At 69.7% G+C, this 21,087-nt stretch carries 13 protein-coding genes and 1 pseudogene; 8 read left to right on the top strand and 6 right to left on the bottom strand.

Annotation, left to right across the window (positions count from 1 at the left end; genetic code table 11):
* Positions 1 to 111 precede the first annotated feature (111 nt).
* Together AC07DS_RS30765 and AC07DS_RS30760 are read left to right on the top strand one after the other, a co-directional pair.
* Positions 112 to 459, top strand: coding sequence for a hypothetical protein (locus AC07DS_RS30765; protein ID WP_479150543.1), 348 nt, complete (start codon positions 112 to 114; stop codon positions 457 to 459).
* Positions 459 to 1,178, top strand: coding sequence for a helix-turn-helix domain containing protein (locus AC07DS_RS30760; protein ID WP_479150542.1), 720 nt, complete (start codon positions 459 to 461; stop codon positions 1,176 to 1,178). The genes AC07DS_RS30765 and AC07DS_RS30760 overlap by 1 nt, the downstream gene beginning before the upstream one ends.
* Before the next feature lie 615 nt (positions 1,179 to 1,793).
* On the opposite strand, the gene AC07DS_RS30755 is transcribed toward AC07DS_RS30760, so the two are convergent.
* The 5 genes from AC07DS_RS30755 to AC07DS_RS30735 all read right to left on the bottom strand — a co-directional run bounded on the left by AC07DS_RS30755 (position 1,794) and on the right by AC07DS_RS30735 (position 7,003).
* On the bottom strand, positions 1,794 to 3,242 hold the full coding sequence (locus tag AC07DS_RS30755) for an NAD(P)/FAD-dependent oxidoreductase (RefSeq protein WP_479150541.1): 1,449 nt from the start codon (positions 3,240 to 3,242) through the stop codon (positions 1,794 to 1,796).
* A 32-nt stretch (positions 3,243 to 3,274) separates the two neighbouring features.
* On the bottom strand, positions 3,275 to 4,429 hold the full coding sequence (locus AC07DS_RS30750) for a DUF6545 domain-containing protein (RefSeq protein WP_479150540.1): 1,155 nt from the start codon (positions 4,427 to 4,429) through the stop codon (positions 3,275 to 3,277).
* A 63-nt stretch (positions 4,430 to 4,492) separates the two neighbouring features.
* Positions 4,493 to 5,656: an MAB_1171c family putative transporter gene (locus tag AC07DS_RS30745; RefSeq protein WP_479150538.1), complete on the bottom strand. Its 1,164-nt coding sequence runs from the start codon at positions 5,654 to 5,656 to the stop codon at positions 4,493 to 4,495.
* On the bottom strand, positions 5,653 to 6,270 hold the full coding sequence (locus tag AC07DS_RS30740) for a hypothetical protein (protein ID WP_479150537.1): 618 nt from the start codon (positions 6,268 to 6,270) through the stop codon (positions 5,653 to 5,655). Before AC07DS_RS30740 ends, AC07DS_RS30745 begins: the two co-directional genes overlap by 4 nt.
* A 115-nt stretch (positions 6,271 to 6,385) precedes the next feature.
* Entirely contained in the window at positions 6,386 to 7,003 is a 618-nt protein-coding gene (locus tag AC07DS_RS30735; RefSeq protein ID WP_479150536.1) for a helix-turn-helix transcriptional regulator, read from the bottom strand.
* A gap of 1,287 nt (positions 7,004 to 8,290) precedes the next feature.
* Between AC07DS_RS30735 and AC07DS_RS30730 the strand changes: the two genes are divergently transcribed.
* The 4 genes and pseudogenes from AC07DS_RS30730 to AC07DS_RS30715 form a co-directional block, all read left to right on the top strand.
* A complete protein-coding gene (locus AC07DS_RS30730) occupies positions 8,291 to 10,114 on the top strand; it encodes an ATP-dependent nuclease (RefSeq protein ID WP_479150535.1) in 1,824 nt (607 codons plus the stop codon).
* A gap of 367 nt (positions 10,115 to 10,481) precedes the next feature.
* On the top strand, positions 10,482 to 11,681 hold the full coding sequence (locus tag AC07DS_RS30725) for an exonuclease SbcCD subunit D (RefSeq protein WP_479150533.1): 1,200 nt from the start codon (positions 10,482 to 10,484) through the stop codon (positions 11,679 to 11,681).
* Entirely contained in the window at positions 11,681 to 14,689 is a 3,009-nt protein-coding gene (locus AC07DS_RS30720) for an AAA family ATPase (RefSeq protein ID WP_479150532.1), read from the top strand. Before AC07DS_RS30725 ends, AC07DS_RS30720 begins: the two co-directional genes overlap by 1 nt.
* 319 nt (positions 14,690 to 15,008) lie before the next feature.
* Positions 15,009 to 15,107 (top strand): annotated as a pseudogene (locus AC07DS_RS30715) (IS21-like element helper ATPase IstB); the annotation flags it as partial.
* A 136-nt stretch (positions 15,108 to 15,243) separates the two neighbouring features.
* Here AC07DS_RS30715 and AC07DS_RS30710 read toward each other — a convergent pair.
* The gene (locus tag AC07DS_RS30710; RefSeq protein WP_479150531.1) at positions 15,244 to 17,559 is read right to left on the bottom strand and encodes a hypothetical protein; all 2,316 of its coding nucleotides are present in this window, start codon (positions 17,557 to 17,559) and stop codon (positions 15,244 to 15,246) included.
* 70 nt (positions 17,560 to 17,629) lie between these two features.
* On the opposite strand from AC07DS_RS30710, the gene AC07DS_RS30705 reads away from it, so the two are divergent.
* Together AC07DS_RS30705 and AC07DS_RS30700 are read left to right on the top strand one after the other, a co-directional pair.
* Positions 17,630 to 18,022 (top strand): CU044_2847 family protein, encoded by a 393-nt coding sequence (locus AC07DS_RS30705; RefSeq protein WP_479150529.1) that lies wholly within the window; start codon positions 17,630 to 17,632, stop codon positions 18,020 to 18,022.
* A 17-nt stretch (positions 18,023 to 18,039) separates the two neighbouring features.
* Positions 18,040 to 20,409 (top strand): trypsin-like peptidase domain-containing protein, encoded by a 2,370-nt coding sequence (locus tag AC07DS_RS30700; RefSeq protein WP_479150527.1) that lies wholly within the window; start codon positions 18,040 to 18,042, stop codon positions 20,407 to 20,409.
* The last annotated feature ends 678 nt before the right edge of the window (positions 20,410 to 21,087 follow it).

The raw sequence follows: 21,087 nt of genomic DNA, 5'->3' as shown, positions 1-21,087 counted from the left end.
CCTGCGCGACCATGGCGATGACTACGTCTGCTTGAGTCCTCACGTCCACAGCCGATCTGGCCGCGCTCGATCCTCGCGCACGCAGACTCGCCGTTCGGCAGGCTGGCACGGGTGCCGCTTGCCGGGCCGGGCCTGCTCAGGGCCAGGCCTCAACAGGATCTGGCGGAATGGGCTGCAGCCATCTGGTCCGGCGCACGCGCCGCCCTGCTCACCCAACGCCACCGCGACGACGACACCTGCGTCGGTGCCCTGCACACGCCGCCCGGCACGGTGATCGCGTTCCGCACCGACGCCCTCTACCTCACCCAGCCCCAGAACTGGCCCTACCACCACCAGCCCGGTGACTACCTCCTGCGCGGCCACCTGCCCGGCCCCCTGCCCGCCCCCACGAGCGAGGAGGAACTCCTCACCCGGCGGGACGCCGGACGGGCCGCTCTCACCACGAGCCAGGAGGCCTGATGCCACCCCGCCGCCGAAGCAGGGCCGCAAGCCGGCCGACGTTGAACGAGGCGGCCCGCCTCGCCGATCGGCTCCGGGCCGCCGGCTGCACCAAACGCGACATCGCCCACATCATCGACCGGGACCCCTCCCTGGTCTCGCAGTTCTACACCAAGAAGAAAGGCGCGGCCTTCGTCCCCGCGCTGCGCGAGGTCCTCACCGCCGTCGAGGCAGGCGGCATCACCGACGTGCCCGAACTCGCCGCCGTCGCCGGCCGCCACATCACCCGCCGCACCACCGCCTCCGGTGCTCGCGCCCGCGTACGCGGCAAAGCCGTTCTGATCACCCCCACCGGTTCGGGCACCGGCCGTGTCGGCCACCAAGCCATCGCTTCCGGCTCCGCCCGCCTGCGTCCTTTGATCGCCGAAGCAGCCCGCCTGGGACTGCGTCTGGCGTTCACCGTGCGCCTCGCCAGGACCGGCTACCTGCACCCCTCCGGCAGCCGCACCGACTCACCCGGCATCCGCCGCGACGTCATCCAACGTGCCGACCACACCGAAGAACGCTCCTACGGCTCCGCCCGGACCGGCGGCTTCGACGCCGCCGACTTCGCCCGCCGCGTTGATGCCGCCGCCGGGGACGTCACCGCCGCCGTGCACCAGTGGCTCGTGGAAACCGGACGTATTCGTCCCGACGCCCAGATCCTCCACCTCGAAGTCCGCACCTGGCGCACCCGCTGACGACCGCAGCGGCGAGCGGTGGCCGACGGCGTGCTCCACGCCGGCTCCCCGGCTGACGGGCAGCTGGAGGACGCGCGGGTGGTGCTCGCTGCTTGTGGCCGCCTCGCGGGCCGGACGGTTCAGCGGCGGCACGGTGAACGCGGCCTCGGTGAAGCCGCTCCACGTGGCCACGCCAGAGGCGGACATCCTCCCGGTGCACGCGTTCTCTTCGAGGACCGCGCATGCTGCGCGCAGCTCGTCGACCAGGCCGTCCCGGTTGCGTCGTGGCTGTGTTCGGGGTTGTGGAGGAAGACGGCGTCGGGTCGGTCCGGGCCCGGCCCGGTGGGGTTGCGGGCGGTCTGCCCCTCCCCTCCCCTTCCCTCCCCTCCTCCCCCCGTACGAGCGCCGGTGAGATGCTGCGTCGGGCATCCGGCGTGGGCATGACGCCGGGGGCGCGCCGCTCGTGCGGTCGCTGCGGTGAGGAACCCAGCCGTCGTCGCCGTGTGCAGCCCGGGATGACCGGTGAGGCCGGAGGCGGGCAGCCCGTGCACCCGCCCCTGACCCGACCATGCTGCCCCGGCACGGGCACGGGCAGGGGCAAGGGCAGGGGCAGGGGTGTGTCGGGGCGGGAGACGACTACCGGCGGGCCTCGGAAGTGCTTGACCCGGCGGAGGCCTTTCGGAGCCGGTTGAGTACCTCCCGCTCCGAAGGCGTCATGGGAGGCTCGGCCGTCGGTGGGAGGAGAGGCCCGTTGAGGGCCGCCAGGAGGGCCTTGGGCCGCAGTACTCGTGTCGCAGGAGCCTTGAGGCTGGTGACGTCCCACAGAGCTGCCGCTGCATCGAAGGATCCCGTTGCGGCCTTGGTCAGCCGGCGCGTGTACCTGGCAGCCATCCGGTCGGTGAGCCGCGGCTCCGCACCGAGCACACCCGGGTACAGGATGTCCGTTCCGACAGCCGCAGCCCAGGCCGTGTCGACGTGGCGTGCCGTGCCCCGAAGAACGCGTCGGGACAGGCCTGGGCTGGTGAGGCTGCTCTTCTGCAGTTCCCGGGCCAGGACCTGGGCGCCGAGTGCTGCCACCGACATGCCCTGCCCGTAGGCGGGGTTGAAGGTTGCCAGCGCGTCGCCGAGCGTGATGAACCGCTCGGGCCACTGCGTCGAGTTCTCGAAGTACCGGCGAGCGTTGCTGGTGCTGCGGCCGCGGCTGACCACCACATCGGTGAGGGGTTCCGCGCCAAGGATGAGGTGTCCGACGATCGGGTGCGGCAGGTTGAGGGTGTACTCGAGAAAACCCTTGGGGTCCCTGGGAGGTTCACCGCCTCGGGATCCGCCCGCGCTGACCATCCACCGGTTGCCTTCGATCGGGAGCATCATGGCGCTCCGGCCGGGCTGGCCGTTGTAGGGGTTCGCCTGCACCAGGGTCAGCGGGAACGACTCGGCACCCGCTGGTGTGCGGTAGATCCGGGTCGCGTTGGTGAGGCCGGTGTCGATCTTCCTCTCTTCGATGCCGCTGATGCCTATGTCGTCAAGCCACTTCAGGCTGCCCGAGCCCCGGCCGCTGGCGTCGATGACGATGTCCGCTTCCAGCTCGGGACCCGGACTCTTCTCTGCCGCCCCGCTGATGCGGACTCCGCGGACGCGCCGGGCGTCGCCGAGGAGCCCTTCCACCGTGGCCTGATGGATTGAGATGTTGCTTCGCGAGTCGAGCAGGGCCTGGCGCAGGACCCAGTCCAGCAGAGCACGCGTGCAGGTGATCACGTGGGGGCCGTTCCACCTCCATCGGTGGAACCACCCGCTGTCGGGGGTGAGGGCCAGCATTCCGTTGCCCAGCGCGATCTCGTGTGCCCCTGCCTGCAGCAGGCGCTCCCGCACGCTCACCGGAAGCAGGGCCTCCATGGCGGACAGGCCGCCGGCCATGAGCAGGTGGGCATGCCGGCCCTGGGGGACTCCGCGGCGGTTCTCGGGGCCTTGTGCGAGTTCGTCCTTCTCGAGCAGATGGACGTGCAGCGAGGGGTCGGCGAGGGACAACGCCGCTGCGGCCAGAAGCCCGGCTACGCCTGCTCCGATCACGACAGCTCTGTGCGACAACTGGCTCTCCTTGTAGCGGTCATGAGACGACTTCACGGGGTGCTCACCTGCTTTGGTGCTGCCCCGTGAAGGCGGCGTACAGCGTTCGCCAGCTCGACGAGATCGATGGTGATGCGGAATTCCTCCGGCGGATCGGCGGGGCCGTCGGCCCTGCCCGATACGCGGCGTATGCCATCCATGATCATCGCCTGCTCCGAGGCGGTGCGCGCTCTTTCCTGCAGCTCGCCGCGCTCCACGGCGGCCGCGTACGTTGTGTGACCGACCTGCTGGTCGAAGTGCGCCGTCAGCTGCAGCAGGGCATCACGGATGTTTGCCTCGAGCAGATAGAGCCGGCTGCTCGGCAGTTGCCACCAGAGCTGCCACCAGGCCGGCTCCGCCTTCGGCGCCGTTGCCACGTCCTTCACCGCCGACCACAGGGGCTTGAGCGCGCGGTGGGTTGCCAGGCTCTGCCTCTCCGCGGCGGCGGCGGATGCGAGACGCGGAAGGACGAACCCGGCGGAGTAGATCAGGGCGCCCAGGGCAGCGGCAGGAGGTGCGACGGTGGTCGACAGGGCGTCCAGGTTGTAGCCGAGCCAGCGCGCCACCACTGCGGTGACCTTGGTGAGGGTGAATCCGAGGGTGTCGATCAGCAGGCCTGCCAGAATCAGCCGGAGGCCCGCGCGGAGAAGGCCCGTGACCTCGTCGCGGGCCCATTTCAGGCAGACACCGCTGAGGACGATGGTGCTCGCCAGATGACCCGTGAGGTAGAGAATGATCATCTCTCTCATGTACGGGGTATTGGCATAGTAGGTGTCCAGGTCCCTGAGCCGCTCCGTATGCGCATCCGCGAGGCTGAACAGCGTGATGATGGCGATGATGAGCGTCCCGTAGACGGCTACGGTCATCCGGACCATGCTGCGCATCTGCTCTCGCGGTCCGCCTCTCCAGTGGATCAGCAGGATGATCAAGGAGCAGCTGAAGGCAGAAATCGAGCCGTAGGTCAGCGGGGCGCCCACGTTGGCGATACCCGTGGCGTGGTTGACCGCGGCGAGCGTCACCGGAGCGGACCAGACGAAACAGAGGGCCGCGATGAACGCGGTGGCCCGGGTGGCGACGGCCAGCGGTGAGCGGGGAGTCGTGCGTGACCGGCGAAGCAGCATGGCAGCCAGGGCCAAGAGGAAAGCCGCCATATACACGACAAGACTCATTTTGCGGGACTCCGTTCAGGTCCTCGGACAGTGGGGGATTGGTGCAGTCGCGTCCGTGCGGGGTCAGACCGACCCGGCCCTGGCAGGGCCGCCCACGACCGCGCGTGCCTCGCGCCCGGATCGCTTCACGGCATCCGCGATCAGGACCAAGGACTCGAAGTCTCGCGGGTGCGAAAGCCGATGTGACGCCTCGGCCGGTTCGAGGACGGGCTGGGTGCTTCGCTTCGCGGCCGCCGCGATGGTGGCGGCCCACGCAGCAGAAGTGGACCTCTCCCAGTCGCCCGTCCTCTCCAGCTCCGTGTCGTGAACTTCGTCGAAGAGCCGCTTGTCGAAGAGCGTCTCGATCGCGTGGAGGCCGTTGAGGATGGTGCTCTGCCGCCAGGTGCCCCACAGGAACGGGGAGCGTGGCCGCTCGAGACGCAGTGCCCGATCCGTGAGCACCGGATCCAGCACGGCATCAAGGGACGCCAGACGGAAGAAGGCACGCCACGCCGAAAGGTGGTGACCCGCCATCGGGAGCAGGACCCCGACGACGGTCAGGAGCGCGCCCAGGCCGGCGCACAGGGGCGGGACGGACGTTCCGAGAACCGTCCAGTCCCGACCGGACCACCGCGCGACCACAGCCACCAGCTTGGAGATGCTGTACCCGGCGCTGATGACCGTGCCGGCGCCGATCGTCAGCAAACTGGACCGCAGCCACAGCCGCCTTCGAACCTCCGCTTCGAAGGCCCAGCGCAGCGACCAGACCGCACTGACCGTCACAGCCGTCAAATGCGCGACCAGGTACAGAACCACCATTTCGAAGATCCAGGGCGTCGTCGCATAGTAGGTGTCAAAGTCGGTGCGTCGCTCCTGCGCAGCGTCCCCCGCGGCGAACAGGACTGCGATTCCGGCAAGAACAGCTGCGTAACCGTAGATCCACATCCGAATCGTCCGGCGCACGGAGGGGCCGCCGCGCCAGCATGCGATCAGAATCAACAGCGCTGCACTGTACGCAGTGATCGAAGCGTAGGTCAGCGGGGCGGCCAGGTTGGACACGCCGCTCACCCGGTTGATCACCCCGACCGAACTGGGCGCCCCGAACAGGAAGCACAGCGACGCAAACGCCAACACTGCGTTGATGGCGCGGAGGGAGAGCTCGCTCCAGTGCCGGATCAGGTCCGGCAGCTTCGCCAGGAGCCCGATCCACAGCAGAGCGCAGCTCACGTAGTTGATCGTCCCGCTCATTTCCGGCTCCCCCGGTAGTTGAGAGCATCAGCGATGCGGCGGGCCGTCTCGCCACTGATCAGGTCCCGCTCCATCAGCGCCCGCATCTCCTGCCCGACCCGAATCCCGAACAGCTCGGCTTCCTTCTCGGGGTCCTCGTCGAAACGAGAGCGCGCAGCGGCGGGCTGCGCGCCGTGCAGATGCCCTGAACCCACGGCACCACAGGCTCCGGCCGCCAACTGCTCGGGCGTGAAGCCGTCCTGTTGCCGTATGTGCCACAACTCGTGGCCGAGGATCTGCGCTTGATGCCAGATCTCGGTGCCCTGCTCAACGATGACGTCGTCCCTCTCCGCACGCTCCAGCCACATCCCCGTGGCTTTGAACTCGCGGGGGATGTGCACTCTGTGCACTTCGAGCCTGCGATCGCCGCGCCACTGTCTGGCAGACTCGACCAAGGCCTCGAACAGGGCTTCAGGATCTAACCGTGGCTCCCCGGCTGACCCGGCGTCGCCCGCGCCGGTACCGCTCAGCCTCTCTCGAACGGGACCGATGAGCGTCTCGGCGAACTGATGCATCTCCCGGTCGCGCTTGCGTAGCCTCTGCCACCGGCGAAGCCTGGCCAGAAGAGGAGTCATCGTCCGTCCTCGCGGGTCGACGGGGGTATGCAGCCGCGGACCTTGGCCAGGCCCCGAAGCGGGACACACGACCGAGGCGGCTGAGCAGGGCCCAGTGCCCCGGCGGACTCAAGGTTCACGGCACATGCCGCTCTTGGTCCTGGCCGTCGCTGCCGGCACCGGGGGTGTCGGGCCGGGTGACGGCCTCCGCCCACTGAGCCATCGCCTGCACCCCCGTGGGCGAGAGGAGCCCACGCGCGGCCAGCCGGAGGATCTCGGGCGTGCGAAGCTGCGCGAGCGGGTCGGATCGCGATTCGAACTCCTGCAGATGCCGTTGGAGCGCTTCGTCGAGCGCCTCCGGCTCATCCGCGAAGAAGAACCCGGGCGGCAGGCAGAAGAAGCGGCGCAGCCGGTCGGCGGACTCCAGGCTCGGCATGCCCTTCCTGCGCCACTCGCTCATCGTCTGACGGGTGACGCCTGCAGCAGCGGCCGTCTCCTCAAGGGTGTACTTCTTTCCGTCGCCGCGCCGCCGGCTCTCGCGCAGGAAGTCGAGCCGCTGCCGGACGCGGTCCGGCACCGAGACCGCATCGGCCCTGCCCCCTGCGAGCAGGCTCCGTACGACGGACTCGGGGATCCCTGTCTCGAACGAAAGGTCCCTGGTGTCGAGCACGTTGAACAAATCGGAGCGTCCGCAGGCATGTCGGATGCGCTCCAGGGTTCCGGCCAGTCTTGCGTAGGCGTCAGCTGCTGCCACCGGGCATTCTCCTGGGCGCGTCGCTTTGATCAGGGGAGGGACTGACGCGAGGGTATCGGCATCAGCCCTCGGCCGTTCGGCAATGTCAGGGTCTTCTGCACATGTTCGCAGGCGAAGTTGGCATGCTATGGCATCGGATAGCGGGATCACCACGCAGGGTGATCCAATCGGCCGTTCGCGCAACCGGGTTCGCAGCCGAGCCTTACCCGGTGACACCCGCGCGGGCGGGCGAGCCCGAGAGCCGGCGGCTTGGGCGAACGCGTACTGCCCGAACTCCCGGACGGCCACCGGCGCGAGTCGAACCCGGGGAGGGGCCGTGCAGCGACCGCGCATCGGACGTCATACCGAGTCCTCACCCCGGCACGCACCCCTGCTCGCCCCGCCGGACTCGGCCAAAGACGTCGACGTGCCGCCGTTCGGCGGATGCCAGGACGGTCCGCACCGATACCACTGAGAGGTGGTGCAATGTCCGAGCCCCTGCAACTCCTCGGCGCCGGGTCGGCAGCAGCCGGGGGAGAGTCCCATCCTGAACGGATGGCCGCAGCACACCCAGGGGTACCCCTCGATGCCACCGCGCCGGCCTGACGGCCCCGGACAGACGGTGGTCGACTGGTCGGCGGGGCCGCACAGATCCAGGTCCCGCAGGCCGGCAGTGGCCCAGAACGCCGTTCCCGAAAGCCTGACCGATCCACGGAACCTGCGCGCGAGCGGGGCGCAGATCCGTGCTCCGATGCGCGAAGCGAGCCGGGTGGGTGACCGGCTGGTGCAGTTCCCGGAAGGCGCGATCGCCGGTCGCCTGTCGGCGGCCTGCCGGCAACCTTCAATCCCCTCGGTGCGCCGCTCGCCTGACATCCCCGACCCTGCTCGGCCAGGCGCCGGCACGGCGGGGCCGGCGCCGGGCTGCAGACCGGGCTCTGCATGCGGGCCGGCACGTCCGGCAAGGGCCGGCGTGACCCCGACCGGCAGGCGCAGGTCTGTGGCCTCGCGCCCGGCCCCCCAGGCCTGCCGGATCAGCTGACGGCGGCCGGACCGCTCGCCCCATGGGGACTCTGCCGGCACTCCGATGACCTGCTCCGGACCCTCCGCCCGGCTGGTGCCCCCAAGCAGCCGGAGGGCACAGTGGGGCGCGAGGGTGCACAGGGGTGGCAATTGGCGTGAACCGTCCGGCCGTTGCCGGCCGTGCCTCTAGGATTACGGTCCGTTCCGGGTGCTCGTCTGTCCCACCCGTACCGGTATCACTCCCACGTCACGCCCTCCCCGGAGAGGGAGATTCGGAGCAGCTCGACCGTGTACCTCACTCGTTTCTCCGCGCGCGGCTTCCGTTCCCTGGCGCACGTGGAGGACATCCCCGTCAGCAGCCCGACGATCCTGGCCGGCCGTAACGACGGCGGAAAGAGTGCCGTACTGACAGCACTGGCCTTCCTCCTGGGGCGCCATCGTCTGACGGATGAGGACCGCACCTACCAGCAGGCGGCAGACGCCCCGGCAGGCCGCTGCTCCCAGACATGGGCGGAGGGCGTCTTCACGCTTGACGCCTACGAGCAGGAAGTCGCCGACCTGCCACAGGCCGTACGGATCCGCCGTATCGCTGAAGAGGGCCAGACGGCCCGATGGGAGTACCACGGTTTCCGCCCGGCCGACAGCCGACTGCACGACGCGGGCAGGCTGCTGAAGGGCCAACTCGCGGAGCTGGTGGCCGAGTTCTCCCTGACCCCTGCCGGCCCTCTGAAGGATGACCTCCTGCAGGCCGTCACCGCCTACGCGGTCACAGCGCCGAAAGTGGAGCAGTGGCAGGCACTTCCGAAGGAGCTCCAGGAGCGGCTGCCCCGGCTGCTGCAGTTCGGCGGCAAGGACGAGAGCCCGGACGACGCGGTACGCACCGCCTTGAACAGCTGCTACGAGACGTACCTGGACGACGAGGCCCTGCAGGGACGCGTACGGGAGATCGAGGCAGAGATCACCCAGCGTCTGGAGAAGGAAGCCGACTCCCTGTGCCAGCACATCCGCCGGCACTGCCGCGAGTTCGTCGGCGTACAGGTCAAGCCGGAGGTGTCCTTCAAGGGGGGCTTCAAACGCGCTCCGCTGGAGGTCTCCAAAGCCGACGGTGAACCAGTCGACCTCACACGCTCAGGCCAGGGAAGCAACCGCCGGATCGCACTCGCCGTGTGGGAGTGGACCAGTGACCTGCTCGAGCACAGCGAGCTCGCCGCCGAAGGGGAAGCGGACGAGCAGGAGCCGACACAGACCATCGTCGTCTACGACGAGCCCGACACCCACCTCGACTACCGGCACCAGCGCACCGTGATGGACATCATCCGCAAGCAGTGCGCCCTGCCCCACGTCAGCGTGGTGGTCGCCACCCACTCCATGAACCTCATCGACGGTGTCGACATCGCCGATGTCGTCCACCTCCGCCTCAGTGACAGGGGCCGCACCGTCGTCGAGCGCCTGACGGACACATCCCACGACGGCGTCGACTTCCACCTCGGGCAGATCGCCGCCGCCGTGGGGCTGCGCAACTCCGTCCTGCTGCACGAACGCTGCTTCCTCGCCGTCGAAGGACCCACAGAACAGCAGTGCCTGCCGCTCCTGTTCCGCCTCTCCCAGGGCCTCTCCCTCCAGGCGGCCGGCATCGCCCTGTGGGCCTGCGGCAACAACGAAGGAGCCCTCCACCTGGCCGGCTACCTCGTCAAGAACCGCCGCACGGTCATGCTGATGGTCGACGCCGACAGCCGCACCAACAAGCACTTCAAGACCGAACGGCTCATCCGGAGCGGACTCGACCTCGCCACCCAGGTCACCTACGTAGGCGAGGCGGACGGCCTCAACGAACTCGAGGAACTCTTCACCGACCCCCAGTGGGCCGCGGCCGCCAACACTCACTGGCCGCGTCCCGAAGACAGGCCGTGGACCGCCGAAGACTTCACCGCGCACCGCGGCGGCAAGTTCAGCGGCAGCGTTCTGACCATGATCAAAGAGGGTGCCGAGCGGACGAGCCCCGACGGCAAGGACGACATGCTCTACTCGCTGGTGACCACCCTCACCAGGGCCGAGGACGTCCCGTCACAGCTGAGGGACGTCTTCAGGGACATCCAGGCCCTGGCTTCCTGACAGTTCGCCCGGCGCGGCGCTGCAGCATGCGCTCTTTGCGCTGTTGCAGCGTCGGAGCCGTCCACGCATGCCATCCCACCCCCGCCACATGCTGTCGACCGTGACCCCGTGCCTCGATCCCGCACCAGCGGCAACCGCTCGGCGCCGCCATGGATCCACTGCTGGCAGAACGCGATAACGACATCACATCCTCCTTCCCCCACCGCACATCCTGCCCCCTGCCACTGACAATCACCCGGTGGCGCCGCCCCGCACGCAGCCACGGCCACAGGAACCATTCACCACCTGCCGCCGCACTCCCACCCGAGGCACCCTTTATCAGTAAAACCGCCCGCAGCTGTCCCCACAGTGGTTACGGTCTGTGCTCATGCGGTTCTTGCACACCTCGGACTGGCACCTGGGCCGCCGGTTCCACGGAGAAGATCTTTTGCCCGCCCAGCGTGCCTTCCTCGACCACCTGGTCGACACAGCTCGCACCGAGAACGTCGACGCCATCCTCGTGGCCGGCGACATCTACGACCGGGCCATCCCCAGTCTGGACGCTGTGCGCCTGTTCAACCGCGCCCTGCACCAGCTCGCCGACCTCGACGTGCCGATCATCATGATCAGCGGAAACCACGACTCGGCCCACCGTCTCGGTGTCGGATCCGGCCTCTTCGCCCGCGCCGGGATCCATCTGCGCACCGATCCGGCCACCTGCGACGTCCCGGTCCTCCTCAACGACGCCCAGGGCCCGGTCGCCGTGTACGGCATCCCCTACCTCGAGCCGTCGATGGTCCGCACCCAGCTGGAGGCGGAGGCCACCTCCCACCACGCGGTGCTGACCGCAGCCCTGGACAGGATCCACGCTGACCTCACACGCCACCAGCCGGCCGGAACCCGCTCGGTGGTCATCGCCCACGCCTTCGTCACCCCCGGCACCGGCCAGAGCGGGGAAGAGCAGGCGCAGGAGTCCGACAGCGAACGCGACCTCAGCGTCGGCGGTGTCGCCCACGTCGGCGCGGATGTCTTCGACGGCATCGACTACGCCGCCCTCGGCCACCTCCACGGCCCCCAGAAGGTCACCGACCGAGTCCACTACAGCGGCTCCCCGCTGGCCTACTCCTTCTCCGAGGCCGCCCACACCAAGTCCTTCACCCTGGCCGACCTCACCTCCTCCGGCACGGCCCCCGCCCTGAGGCATCTGCCCTGCCCAACCCCCCACCGCCTGGGACGCATCGAAGGCCTCCTCGAAGACCTCCTCACCCACCCCGCCCACGAAGCGCTGAAGGACGCCTGGCTCGAGGTCACGCTCACCGATGCGGCCCTGCCCTTCGAGGCCATGGCCCGGCTGCGCCGTCGCTTCCCCCACACACTCAGCCTCAAGCACCAGCGTGTCTTCATCCCCGCCCAGGCCACCGACACCCCCACCTACACCGAACGCCTCCGCGGCCGCAGCGAACTCGACATCGCCGGCGACTTCATCACCGACATGCGCGGCACCGCCCCTACCCCCGACGAACACGCCCTGCTCCAGAAGGCCGTCGACGCCGCCCGCGTGAACGAACTGCACAAGGAAACCGTCTGATGCGCCTGCACCACCTCACCCTGCAGGCATTCGGCCCCTTCGCCGGCACCCACACCGTCGACTTCGACACTCTCTGCGCCGACGGCCTGTTCCTCCTGCACGGCGACACCGGCGCCGGCAAGAGCACCCTGTTCACCGCCATCTGCTTCGCCCTGTACGGCGAACCCCCGGTAGACCGCGACCTGATGCTGCGCAGCCACCATGCCCCGGCCGACCTGCTCACCCAGGTCACCCTGGACGTCACCATCGCCGGCCACCGGCTGCTCATCGACCGCGTCCCCCAGCAGACGCGCCCCAAGAAGAACGGCACGGGCGACACCGTCCAGAAGGCCGAGACCCGGCTCAGCCGGTGGACCTCCGATTCCCCGGGGCAGAGCCACTGGGAACCCTCCAGCAAATCCCACCAAGAAGCCGGCAAGGAGATCAAAGACCTGCTCGGCATGAGCCGTACCCAGTTCTGCCAGGTGGTCCTCCTGCCCCAGAACGAGTTCACCAAGTTCCTCTACGCCGCCGCGCCCCAGCGCCGCGAACTCCTCGGCAAGCTCTTCCACACCGACCGGTACGCCTTCATCGAACGCTGGCTGAACGACCACAGCCGCACCACCCAGAAGAACCGCGACGCCGCTCGCGACGAGGTGCTGCACCTGGCGGCCCGCATCCACCAGGCCGCCGGCCCGGACCTGAAATCCCAGTACGACGCCCCCACCCCCGACGCCGCGCACGCCCTGACCGGCCCCGCCCTGACCTGGGCCAAGGACCTCATCCAGGCCGGCCAGGCCGACGCCCTCACAGCCCAGGCCGACGCCGAGACGGCAAAGCAGAACCAGCGCACCCACCAGGACCTGGAAGCCGCCACCCGCGAACTCCACCGGCGGCAGACCACCCACACCACCGCCCGCGAACAGCTGGACCGGCTCGACGAGCAGAGCCCCCACCAACAAGCCCTTGGCCGACGCCGGGAACAAGCCCGGCGCGCCCAGCAACTGGCACCGCTCCTGCACGCCGCCAGCACCGCCCGGGCCACCCACACCCACGCCCAGGACACCGAAAGCACCGCCCGCACCCGGCTGCTCCCCGAGCACGCCACGCTTCAGGCCACCGACCTCGCCACGGCCGGGCAACGCATGCGCGACGACATCGCCGTGCTGAACACCCTGCTTCCCGAGGAAGCCACCCTGCGCCAACTCACCGCCGAACTGAAGCGGATCGACGCCGAACGGCAGGACTTCACCGTCCAGCAACGCACCGCCCGCGACTGGCTCGAGCAGGAGACCACCCGGCACGCCGCCCTGGAGACCCGCCGGGAGGCCGCCCGCGAGGCCGAGGAAGAAAGCCGTCGCCACCAGACCCGGCTGGAAACCCTGAACGGCCGCGTGGCGGCCGCCGAACGCCGCGATGCCCACCTTGCACAGATCACCACCGCCGAGCAGCGCCTGGCCGCCGCACGGAAAGAAACCGAACAGGCCGCCGAGGCCCACATCGGCATCCGCCGCCGACGCACCGAGGGCATGGCCGCCGAACTCGCCGCCGCCCTCACCGACGGCGCGCCGTGCCCGGTTTGCGGCTCGTGCTCCCACCCGGCTCCCGCCCAGGCTCCCGACGGGCAACCCACCCGCGAGGACGAACAAGCCGCCGAGGAGACCCACCAGCGCGCTCAGCACCAGCGCGACGCGATCACGGCCGAGCTGCAGCAGCTTCGCGAGAACGCCGCCGGCGCCACCGGCGAAGCCGGCGACACCCCGCTGGCCGGCCTCAAGACCGAACACGAGTCACTCGCCGCCCAGTTGGCCGACGCCCTCCAGCGTGCCGCCGATCGCAGGACCGTCGAGGAGGAACTCCTCGCCCTGGACCGCGAACACACCGCCATGACCGAGCAGGACAGTGTCGCCACCGCCGGCCTGTCCGCCCGCAACGCCGGCTACGACACCCTGTCCCAGCGGCACGCAGAGCTCACCGGGAAACTCGACGCCGCCCGCGGCACCGCCCCCACCCTGGCGGCCCGCATCGACGACCTCACCCGCACCGCTGACCACCTCGAGCAGGCAGCCGAGGCATCCCGCACCGCCACCACCGCCACCCAGGCCCTGCACTCCCGCACCAGCGAAGCCGCCGACGCCGCCACATCCCAGGGCTTCGACACGCTCGCTGCCGCCGAACAGGCCGTGCTCGGCGAGCAGGACCTGAGCGACCTCGAGGAAGAGATCAACCAATGGCGCGAGGCCCGTGCCTCCCACCAAGCCGTCCTCGACGACCCCGTCCTGCAGGAAGCAGCCGCACAGCCGGCCGCCGACGTCGAAGCTGCGGCAGCCCTGCGCGCCGCAGCAGACGACCAGCACGCGCAAGCGGTCACCACCGCCAGTACCGCCCGGGCCCGCACCACCCAACTCGCTGGCCTCACCACCACTTTGGCCGGAGTCGCCGAGCGCCTGGAGGCACTCGAACAGGCCCACAGCACCGCCCGCCACCTCGCCGACCTGGCCACCGGCAACGCCTCCGGCACCCGGGTCCGCATGCAACTGGAGGCCTACGTCCTGGCCGCCCGCCTCGAACAGGTCGTCACCGCTGCCAACACCCGCCTGAGCCTGATGTCCGAAGGCCGCTACACCCTCCGCCACTCCGACCACCAAGCCGCCCACGGCGCCCGCTCCGGCCTCGGCCTGGAAATCACCGACTCCTGGACCGGCCGCCCCCGCAAGACCGACACCCTCTCCGGCGGCGAATCCTTCTTCGCCTCCCTGTCCCTCGCCCTCGGCCTGGCCGACGTCGTCACCCACGAAGCCGGCGGCAACCCGCTGGACACCCTCTTCATCGACGAAGGCTTCGGCACCCTCGACGACGACACCCTCCACAACGTCCTCGACGTCCTGGACTCCCTGCGCGCCCACGACCGCACCGTCGGCGTCATCAGCCACGTCCCCGAACTGCGCCGCCGCATCACCCAACGCCTCCACGTCCGAAAAGGCCCCACCGGCTCCACCCTCGCCCACCTGACCGAAGCAGCCGAATAACCTGCACTCCGAGAGGGCGGGGCTCCCGCCCTCCTGGAGCACCCAGCCCACCCCCACGGAGCGGTACACCTCCATGGCCTCCGACATCGAGCCACGGCTCCACCCAAAGGACGCCGTCACCGCGGCCACCCGCATCCTCGGCCGGCAGTCACGCGCGAGCGTGATCGCCTGTGGCACTGGCAAATCATTGATCGCCGCCCGCACCACGGTCCGCATCGCTCCCCGCGGTCGGGTCCTGGTGGTCCTGCCGACCCTGGACCTGCTCTCGCACTTCGGGTCCTGGCCCCCAAGAGCGCCGAGTGGCGCCGCGGACTCAAAGCAGGCCCGTCGCCGTTCGGAACGGCGGATCAAGGCAGTCGGCTTGCCCCGCGAGAAGTCCTTGGGGGCCTTCGGCTTCGACGCCAACCCCAACATCGACGTCGTCTGAGCATCAGTGGCGCAGGCGCGGTGACCTGGTCGTTGCCGCTGACTGGTGGTGCTCACTCGTTGCTGGCATGAGGGGCGAAGGGCCATGTCATTCTCACGCCGACCATCATTTCTTTCGCAGCCTCCTGTCACGGCAGTTGCGGGTCAGCCGTTCTCGTGGGCGGCACGTGCGGAGCGAGCCTGGCGAGCAGCATGCCGCGGTCCGCGTCGAACACCGGGTCCGCCTGGTAGTCCTCGTGGCGGAGGATGGGCGCGTACAGCGGGTGCTCGGGAGTGCGGCCGAAGGCGATCGGGTCGCGCAAGGGACTGCTGTCCACTACCGCGAATTCAGAATTCAGCGCGATCGGACCGCCGATGGGGTCGGTACGCCGCCACAGATTTCTCCAGGCGCCCACCTCCCGTTCCATCCAGTGCAGTTGGGCCGGTCCGAAATAGGCGGGGAAGTAGCGTCCGTAGATCCGCGCCAGAGGGGACCCGTAGGAGAAGAGCGTGATGCGATGGCGGTACTTCGGCTCCAGCTGGAACACGGCGGCTGCCGCGAGGACCGAGCCCTGCCCGTGACCGGACAGCAGCACGCGCCCGCCGGTGCTGTGCATCCAGGTCAGCATGCGCCACTGCAGATCGGGCACGGCCCGCTCCGCGAGACAGGGCGGACCGAACGGATGAGCGGCGCGCGGCCAGAATGTGCTGAGGTCCCACAGCAGCCCGACCGAGCGACGGGCAGCGGGCCATGCGTACGCCGTCCACCCGGCCAGGACCAGGAGGATTTCGATGATCGGGCCGAACCAGGTTCCCAGCCCGGTGAGCACATCGACGGCTTCGCCGACCGCGCTGCGGGCGAAGGCGTCCGATACGCCGGCCGCCATCACCGCGAGGTGCAAGGACGCCACGACTCCGGCTGTCGCCAGCAGCACCGGAACGATCTCGGTCAGGGCCGCCGAGCTGTGGGCCCGGGCGATCTCGTCGCTGCGCAGCTGATCCGGAGCTTCGCCCACATACTCCTGCTCGACCACGAACCGCAGATGCCGGACCCTGCGTGCATGTCTGACGCTGACCACCACGGCGAACACGACAGCCAGGTACACCACCAGCACCGCGCCCCAGGCCCCGATACGGACGAGCGGCGGCGGCCCCGCGACGGAGCCCGTACCCGGGGTGCGGCCTCCGTCCAGGACGTCCGCGGCCATGGCGGCCGCACCCGCCGACCAGACGGTGGCCAGCCAGCAGGTGATCAGGGCCACGACCGGCCCACCGAATCCCCGCAGCACCATCCGGAGGTGCACAACCCTCGCACTGCGAGGCGCACAGCAGGCGAAGAGCCCCACAACCAGGGCCATTTCGACCACGAGAAGCCCGACGAACAACTCCTCGACACCAGGGAGCCGGCCGGAGGCCCGCCACCCCGGCCGCGCCAGGAAGGCGTCGGCCAGGATGAGGACGAGCAGTCCCATCGAGACAAGCGGGGAGTACGCCGCGATCCGGCTCCGCCTCTCGTCGACCCTGCGCTCGCTGCGGCCCGCTCTGACGACCTCCGAGACCGCGGCGGCGGCAGTCAGCAGCACCAGAGCGCCCAGAGCCCACTCGAAGCCCGCAACCAGGGCGCCGTCATGCTCCCGGCGGGAGCCGAGGAACGCGGTCAGCAGCAACAGGGACACGGTGGAGAGTGCCAGAGTGGTGTGCGCGGAGCGCAGCCGCGAGACCTGCCTGCGGCCGTACCAGAACCCCGGCCGGGAGAGTGCCGGGCCAAAGGCATCTGCGTCATCTCCGTCGAAGGCCCCGGAGGCGGAGACCGCGGGCCGCAGCGCCTCGGTCCGCGCCCAGGTGCGCTGGCTCAGCCGGGTCAGCAGCGCGATGACGGACAGCGGAACGATCGCGCCCAGCGCGAGCGAAGGCCCCGGCCTCCCCCACCAACTGCCGTTCGCCGGGCTGATGAACAGCAGCCAGGTGTTCTCCTCCGCACAGGCCCCGCCGGTCGCCGCGCACTGCCACACCGCCAGATCCATGGCGATCTCCGCGATGGCAACGACCATGTGCACGGTGAGGGCCGCCGCGAGCAGCCGCATCAGCACCGCGTAATTCCGGGCGGCGCGCGACCGGTGGCCCTGGGTGCCGTCGGCCGGGGGCCCCATCCAGGCAGCCAGATTGACCAGCAAAAGAGGCAGCAGGAGAAGCCACAGCCCGCGTGCCGGAGCGTCCCCCGGCCCCGAACCCCAGGTGTACGTCTCCGAGATGGGGCGGCCCCGGTAGTCGTCGGGATGCTGCTCGGCGTCGACGTCGTCGGCACGCCGGTGCAGCCGGGTCCTGCGGTCGCCGCCGATCTGGATCGTCCGGGGTTCCCCGAGCAACTGCTCCGGAGAGGCCGGCTGGGTACCGGGGACGATCAGCTCGAGGGTCATGGGCTCGAAGGCGCCCCGCCGACGGATCCCGCCCCACGCTTCGCTCACTGTCCCCCCTCGGCCCCCTGGTGACCGCTACTCTGCCGCACAGGAACGGAGTGCGGGTAGGGGGGACCTGATGGCCGGTGAGGAAGTCCTGACAGCAGTCGAACTCCCGGACGGGACGCGGCTGATGCTGCAGGCGGTCAATGTCGCGCCCCGGCAGGCGTCGGCGGAACCCGAAGGCCAGGAGGACGAGCCGGTCGACGAGGAGATCGGCCTCCTCACCTTCGACCTCGACGAGGTCACCGAGGCGCTCGGAACCTTCGCACAGAGCGTCACGAGCGCGCTGCGCCGGGCCAGACCCCATCGCCTCACCGTTCAGTTCGGCTGTCAGGTCGGTGTCGAGACCAGCGGTCTGGTCGCTCTGATCACCAAGGGTTCCGTGGACGCGAACCTGACGGTCACGATGGAGTGGGACTGGACGGCACAGCAGGTGCAACTGCCGGACGGCTCCGGCGGCGACAACTGAGCTCGCCGGGCGGCGCGATGGACCCGGCACAGGCGTGGGAGCGCCTCAAGTCGACACTCAACGGCACGACCGTGTCCCTGCACAGCTCCCGGGCGGGTGCGAAGGAGCACGGCACCGGCTTCTTCGTCGGCCCCGGCCTCGTCCTGACCTGCGCCCATGTCGTACTGCCCGGCAACCGTGCCGCGCAGAACGTGGAAGGCATCTGGCGCCGGGGCACGGAGGAGGTCCCGCTCGCCTTCTGCGTGGACGACATCGACGTCAGACCGTTCGACGACGGGCGCGGACCCGATCTGGCGCTGCTGCGGGTGACTGGCGGGCCACTGCGCGACCAGCCGTGCGTGGCACTGTCCCGAGGCTCCGACCGCCCGCGCGACGGCCAGAAGCTGTACGTGTACGGGCACCCCCGCCATGACTACTCCGGCGGCGACAGCTTCACCCTGGAAATAGTCGGCTCCTCCTGGCACAAGAGCGGGGCCGAGCTTCTCAAGGTGGGCGGCTCGGAGCTGTGGGCCGGGGCCAGCGGCTCGCCGGTGATCGACGAGGACTCCGGCTGTGTCATCGGAGTCGTACGCGCCAAACAGCGCAAGACGGCCCCCACGGCGGACTATGAGGCGCGTCTGGTGCCTGCGAATGTCGTGTGGGACACCTTTGCGCTGATCGGCCGGGAGCAGCGGACGGGCTACGGCCCGCTCGACGACTGGCTCGCGCTGCTGTCCGACGAGCAGTTGCAGGAGGGCAACTGGCGCCAGGCCGGGCCGACGCGGACCGGATATCTGACCCTGCTGCGCGAGGCCACCGCACAACTCGGCCCCGTGGACGCCTTGCACACGATGCTCAGCGACGGACGAGGTTCCGGCGGCCCACTGCCGGCGTCCGGCCTGCGCGTTCCCGTCCGCGCCAAGCCGGGCCACGACGCGGAGGACGGCGGCGCTGGCTGCCGGCCGGTGGATGCGAGGGCCTTGCTGCCGGGCGCACACATTGTGGGCGAGGCGGGCACCGGAAAGTCGACTCTGCTGCGCACGGTCGCCCGCGACTGGGCGCAGGAGTGGCTCGACGGCGCGGTCGGGGACTACGTACCGGTGTACGCCCCGGCATCGCTCCTGGCCGAGGCCATCGGCAACGATCCCTGGAATCCCTTTCGCTGGCTCTCGTACGCCGTCAGCTGGGACCTGAGCTCGGCTGCCAGCCGGTGCGCAGGCGAGGTGGAGTTCGACCAGGTGCTGCCTGCGCCGGAGGTCTTCGGGAAGCCACCGTACCCGGCCAGGAAGTGGCTGGTGCTGATCGACGGTGTGGACGAGGTGGCCAACAGGATGCGCCGCACGCAGGTGCAGCGGGCGCTGGCCCTATTTGCCAACTCCGCGCAGTTCACGCTGGTGGTGACGAGCCGCGACCCGTTCCGGATCAAGGACATCGGGAAGGCGAGCCTGGAGAATCTGCGGCTGTGCCGGCTCAGTGGTCAGGTGCGTCGTGAGCTGGCCGAGAAATCACTCGCCGCGTTCGGCGTCGATGCCGTCGCCGAGGTCGACGCGTTCCTCGACGAGCTCGAACGCCTTGGCCTCTCGGAACTGGCGATGCGGCCGATGTTCTGCGTGGTCCTGTGTGCGGTGTTTGTGACAAGTGGCGCGCATGGACTGCAGGGCGGCCGTTTCCAGCTCTTTGAACGGCTGACAGGGATCCTGCTGGCCGGGGCGGAAGCACAGCAGGGCACTGCCCCCCTCCCCAGCGAGGACCTCCGCCGGATTCTCGAGGCCCATGCGGGCGAGCTGCGCGAGCCACAGTCGGGACTGCGGCCGAGCCTGGACGAGCTGATCCGTCAGATCCCGTCGCGGCAGGCGGGGCAGCCCGAGGACGATTCACGGGTCGAGGACGTGCGTACGCACCTGCGCCAGGCGGGACTGCTGGCCCCCGATGCGCCCGACAACCAGCCCTTCAGCCATGAGCTGCTCGTCGACTACTTCGCCGCATGCCGGTGGGCGAGTGCAACGCCCGTGGACAGCAGGACGGTACGGCAGGTCGCCGAGGACTGCATGAAGCGCGACAGGGAGTCCTACGCCCTCTTCCGGGCGGCCCATCTGCTGACGACCGCTCCCCGCCTGATAGCCGACGAGCTCGGCGCCTGGTCCACGCGGCGTCGCAATCAGGCGGCGGTGATGATCACCAAGCTGGCGGCGGAGGCGGCACCGGTGCCGCCGGAGCTGGCGCGGGCCGCCGTGCGTGCGCTGGAACGCTGGGCCCGCAAGGCGAAGCCGGGCGTGCCCCCAACCCGGCGCTCCCCGGACCTGCCGACGGCCCCCGGCTGGCCGGAGTGGGCGGCGGCGAGGGTCGCTGCCGCTCCTGTTGCCCAACTCTGCCACAAGGGGCTGGAGTTGACGGACCCCGGACGGTGAGCCCGCAGTGGTCACCCATCTCTTTGTCTGTTGGCGGCCGCCGCAGCGCGCGGGCGATCCTTTCCTCGCTGTACCGATGGATTCTCTTGGCCGTGAACTCATTCAGTGAGCCTGAGAGAGCGCTTAGCCATTGGAAAAGCCAGCGGTAGAGCCGCGGATAGTCCATGGCGAGGACGTTTAGGAACCTGTCCACGAGCGGCTTCGATGTGATGACCCGCACCCCGAAGTTGAGGGTCTGGGCAGAGATTCCCAGCACACATCCCATGAGGCAGGCGAGGAAGGCGCCAGCAGCCAGTGCTCCCGGCTTTCCCAGCCACTGCGCCACGTCGTAGAGCGGCCTGAGGTGCTGCCCGGCCCCGGCCTTGGCCGGGATCTTGTCTCCGAAGAGCAGACAGAGGGCCAGGCCGTAGAGGTATCCGATCGCCAGGGGGGTGCAGAGTTCCCGGAAGCCCGGCACCAGTGATGCCGGCACACGATCATCGTCGTCGTGCGGCCCCTGCCGACGTTGGGGACACGCGGCAAGGTGATGGTCACTGGCCCGGTTGTACCCATTCGACTCCCAGTTCGACGAGTGCGGTGTCCAGGAGTGGTGTTTTTGGTCTAAGGGTGGGTGTTCTGGCGTGGGGTGATCAGTTTGGTGTGTGGCTGTGGCCGGTTCGTACTGGTGTCTCAGCGGCC

It is taken from the genome of Streptomyces sp. NPDC044064 (genome assembly GCF_056434245.1).
This window is presented reverse-complemented; position numbering and strand designations above follow the sequence as displayed.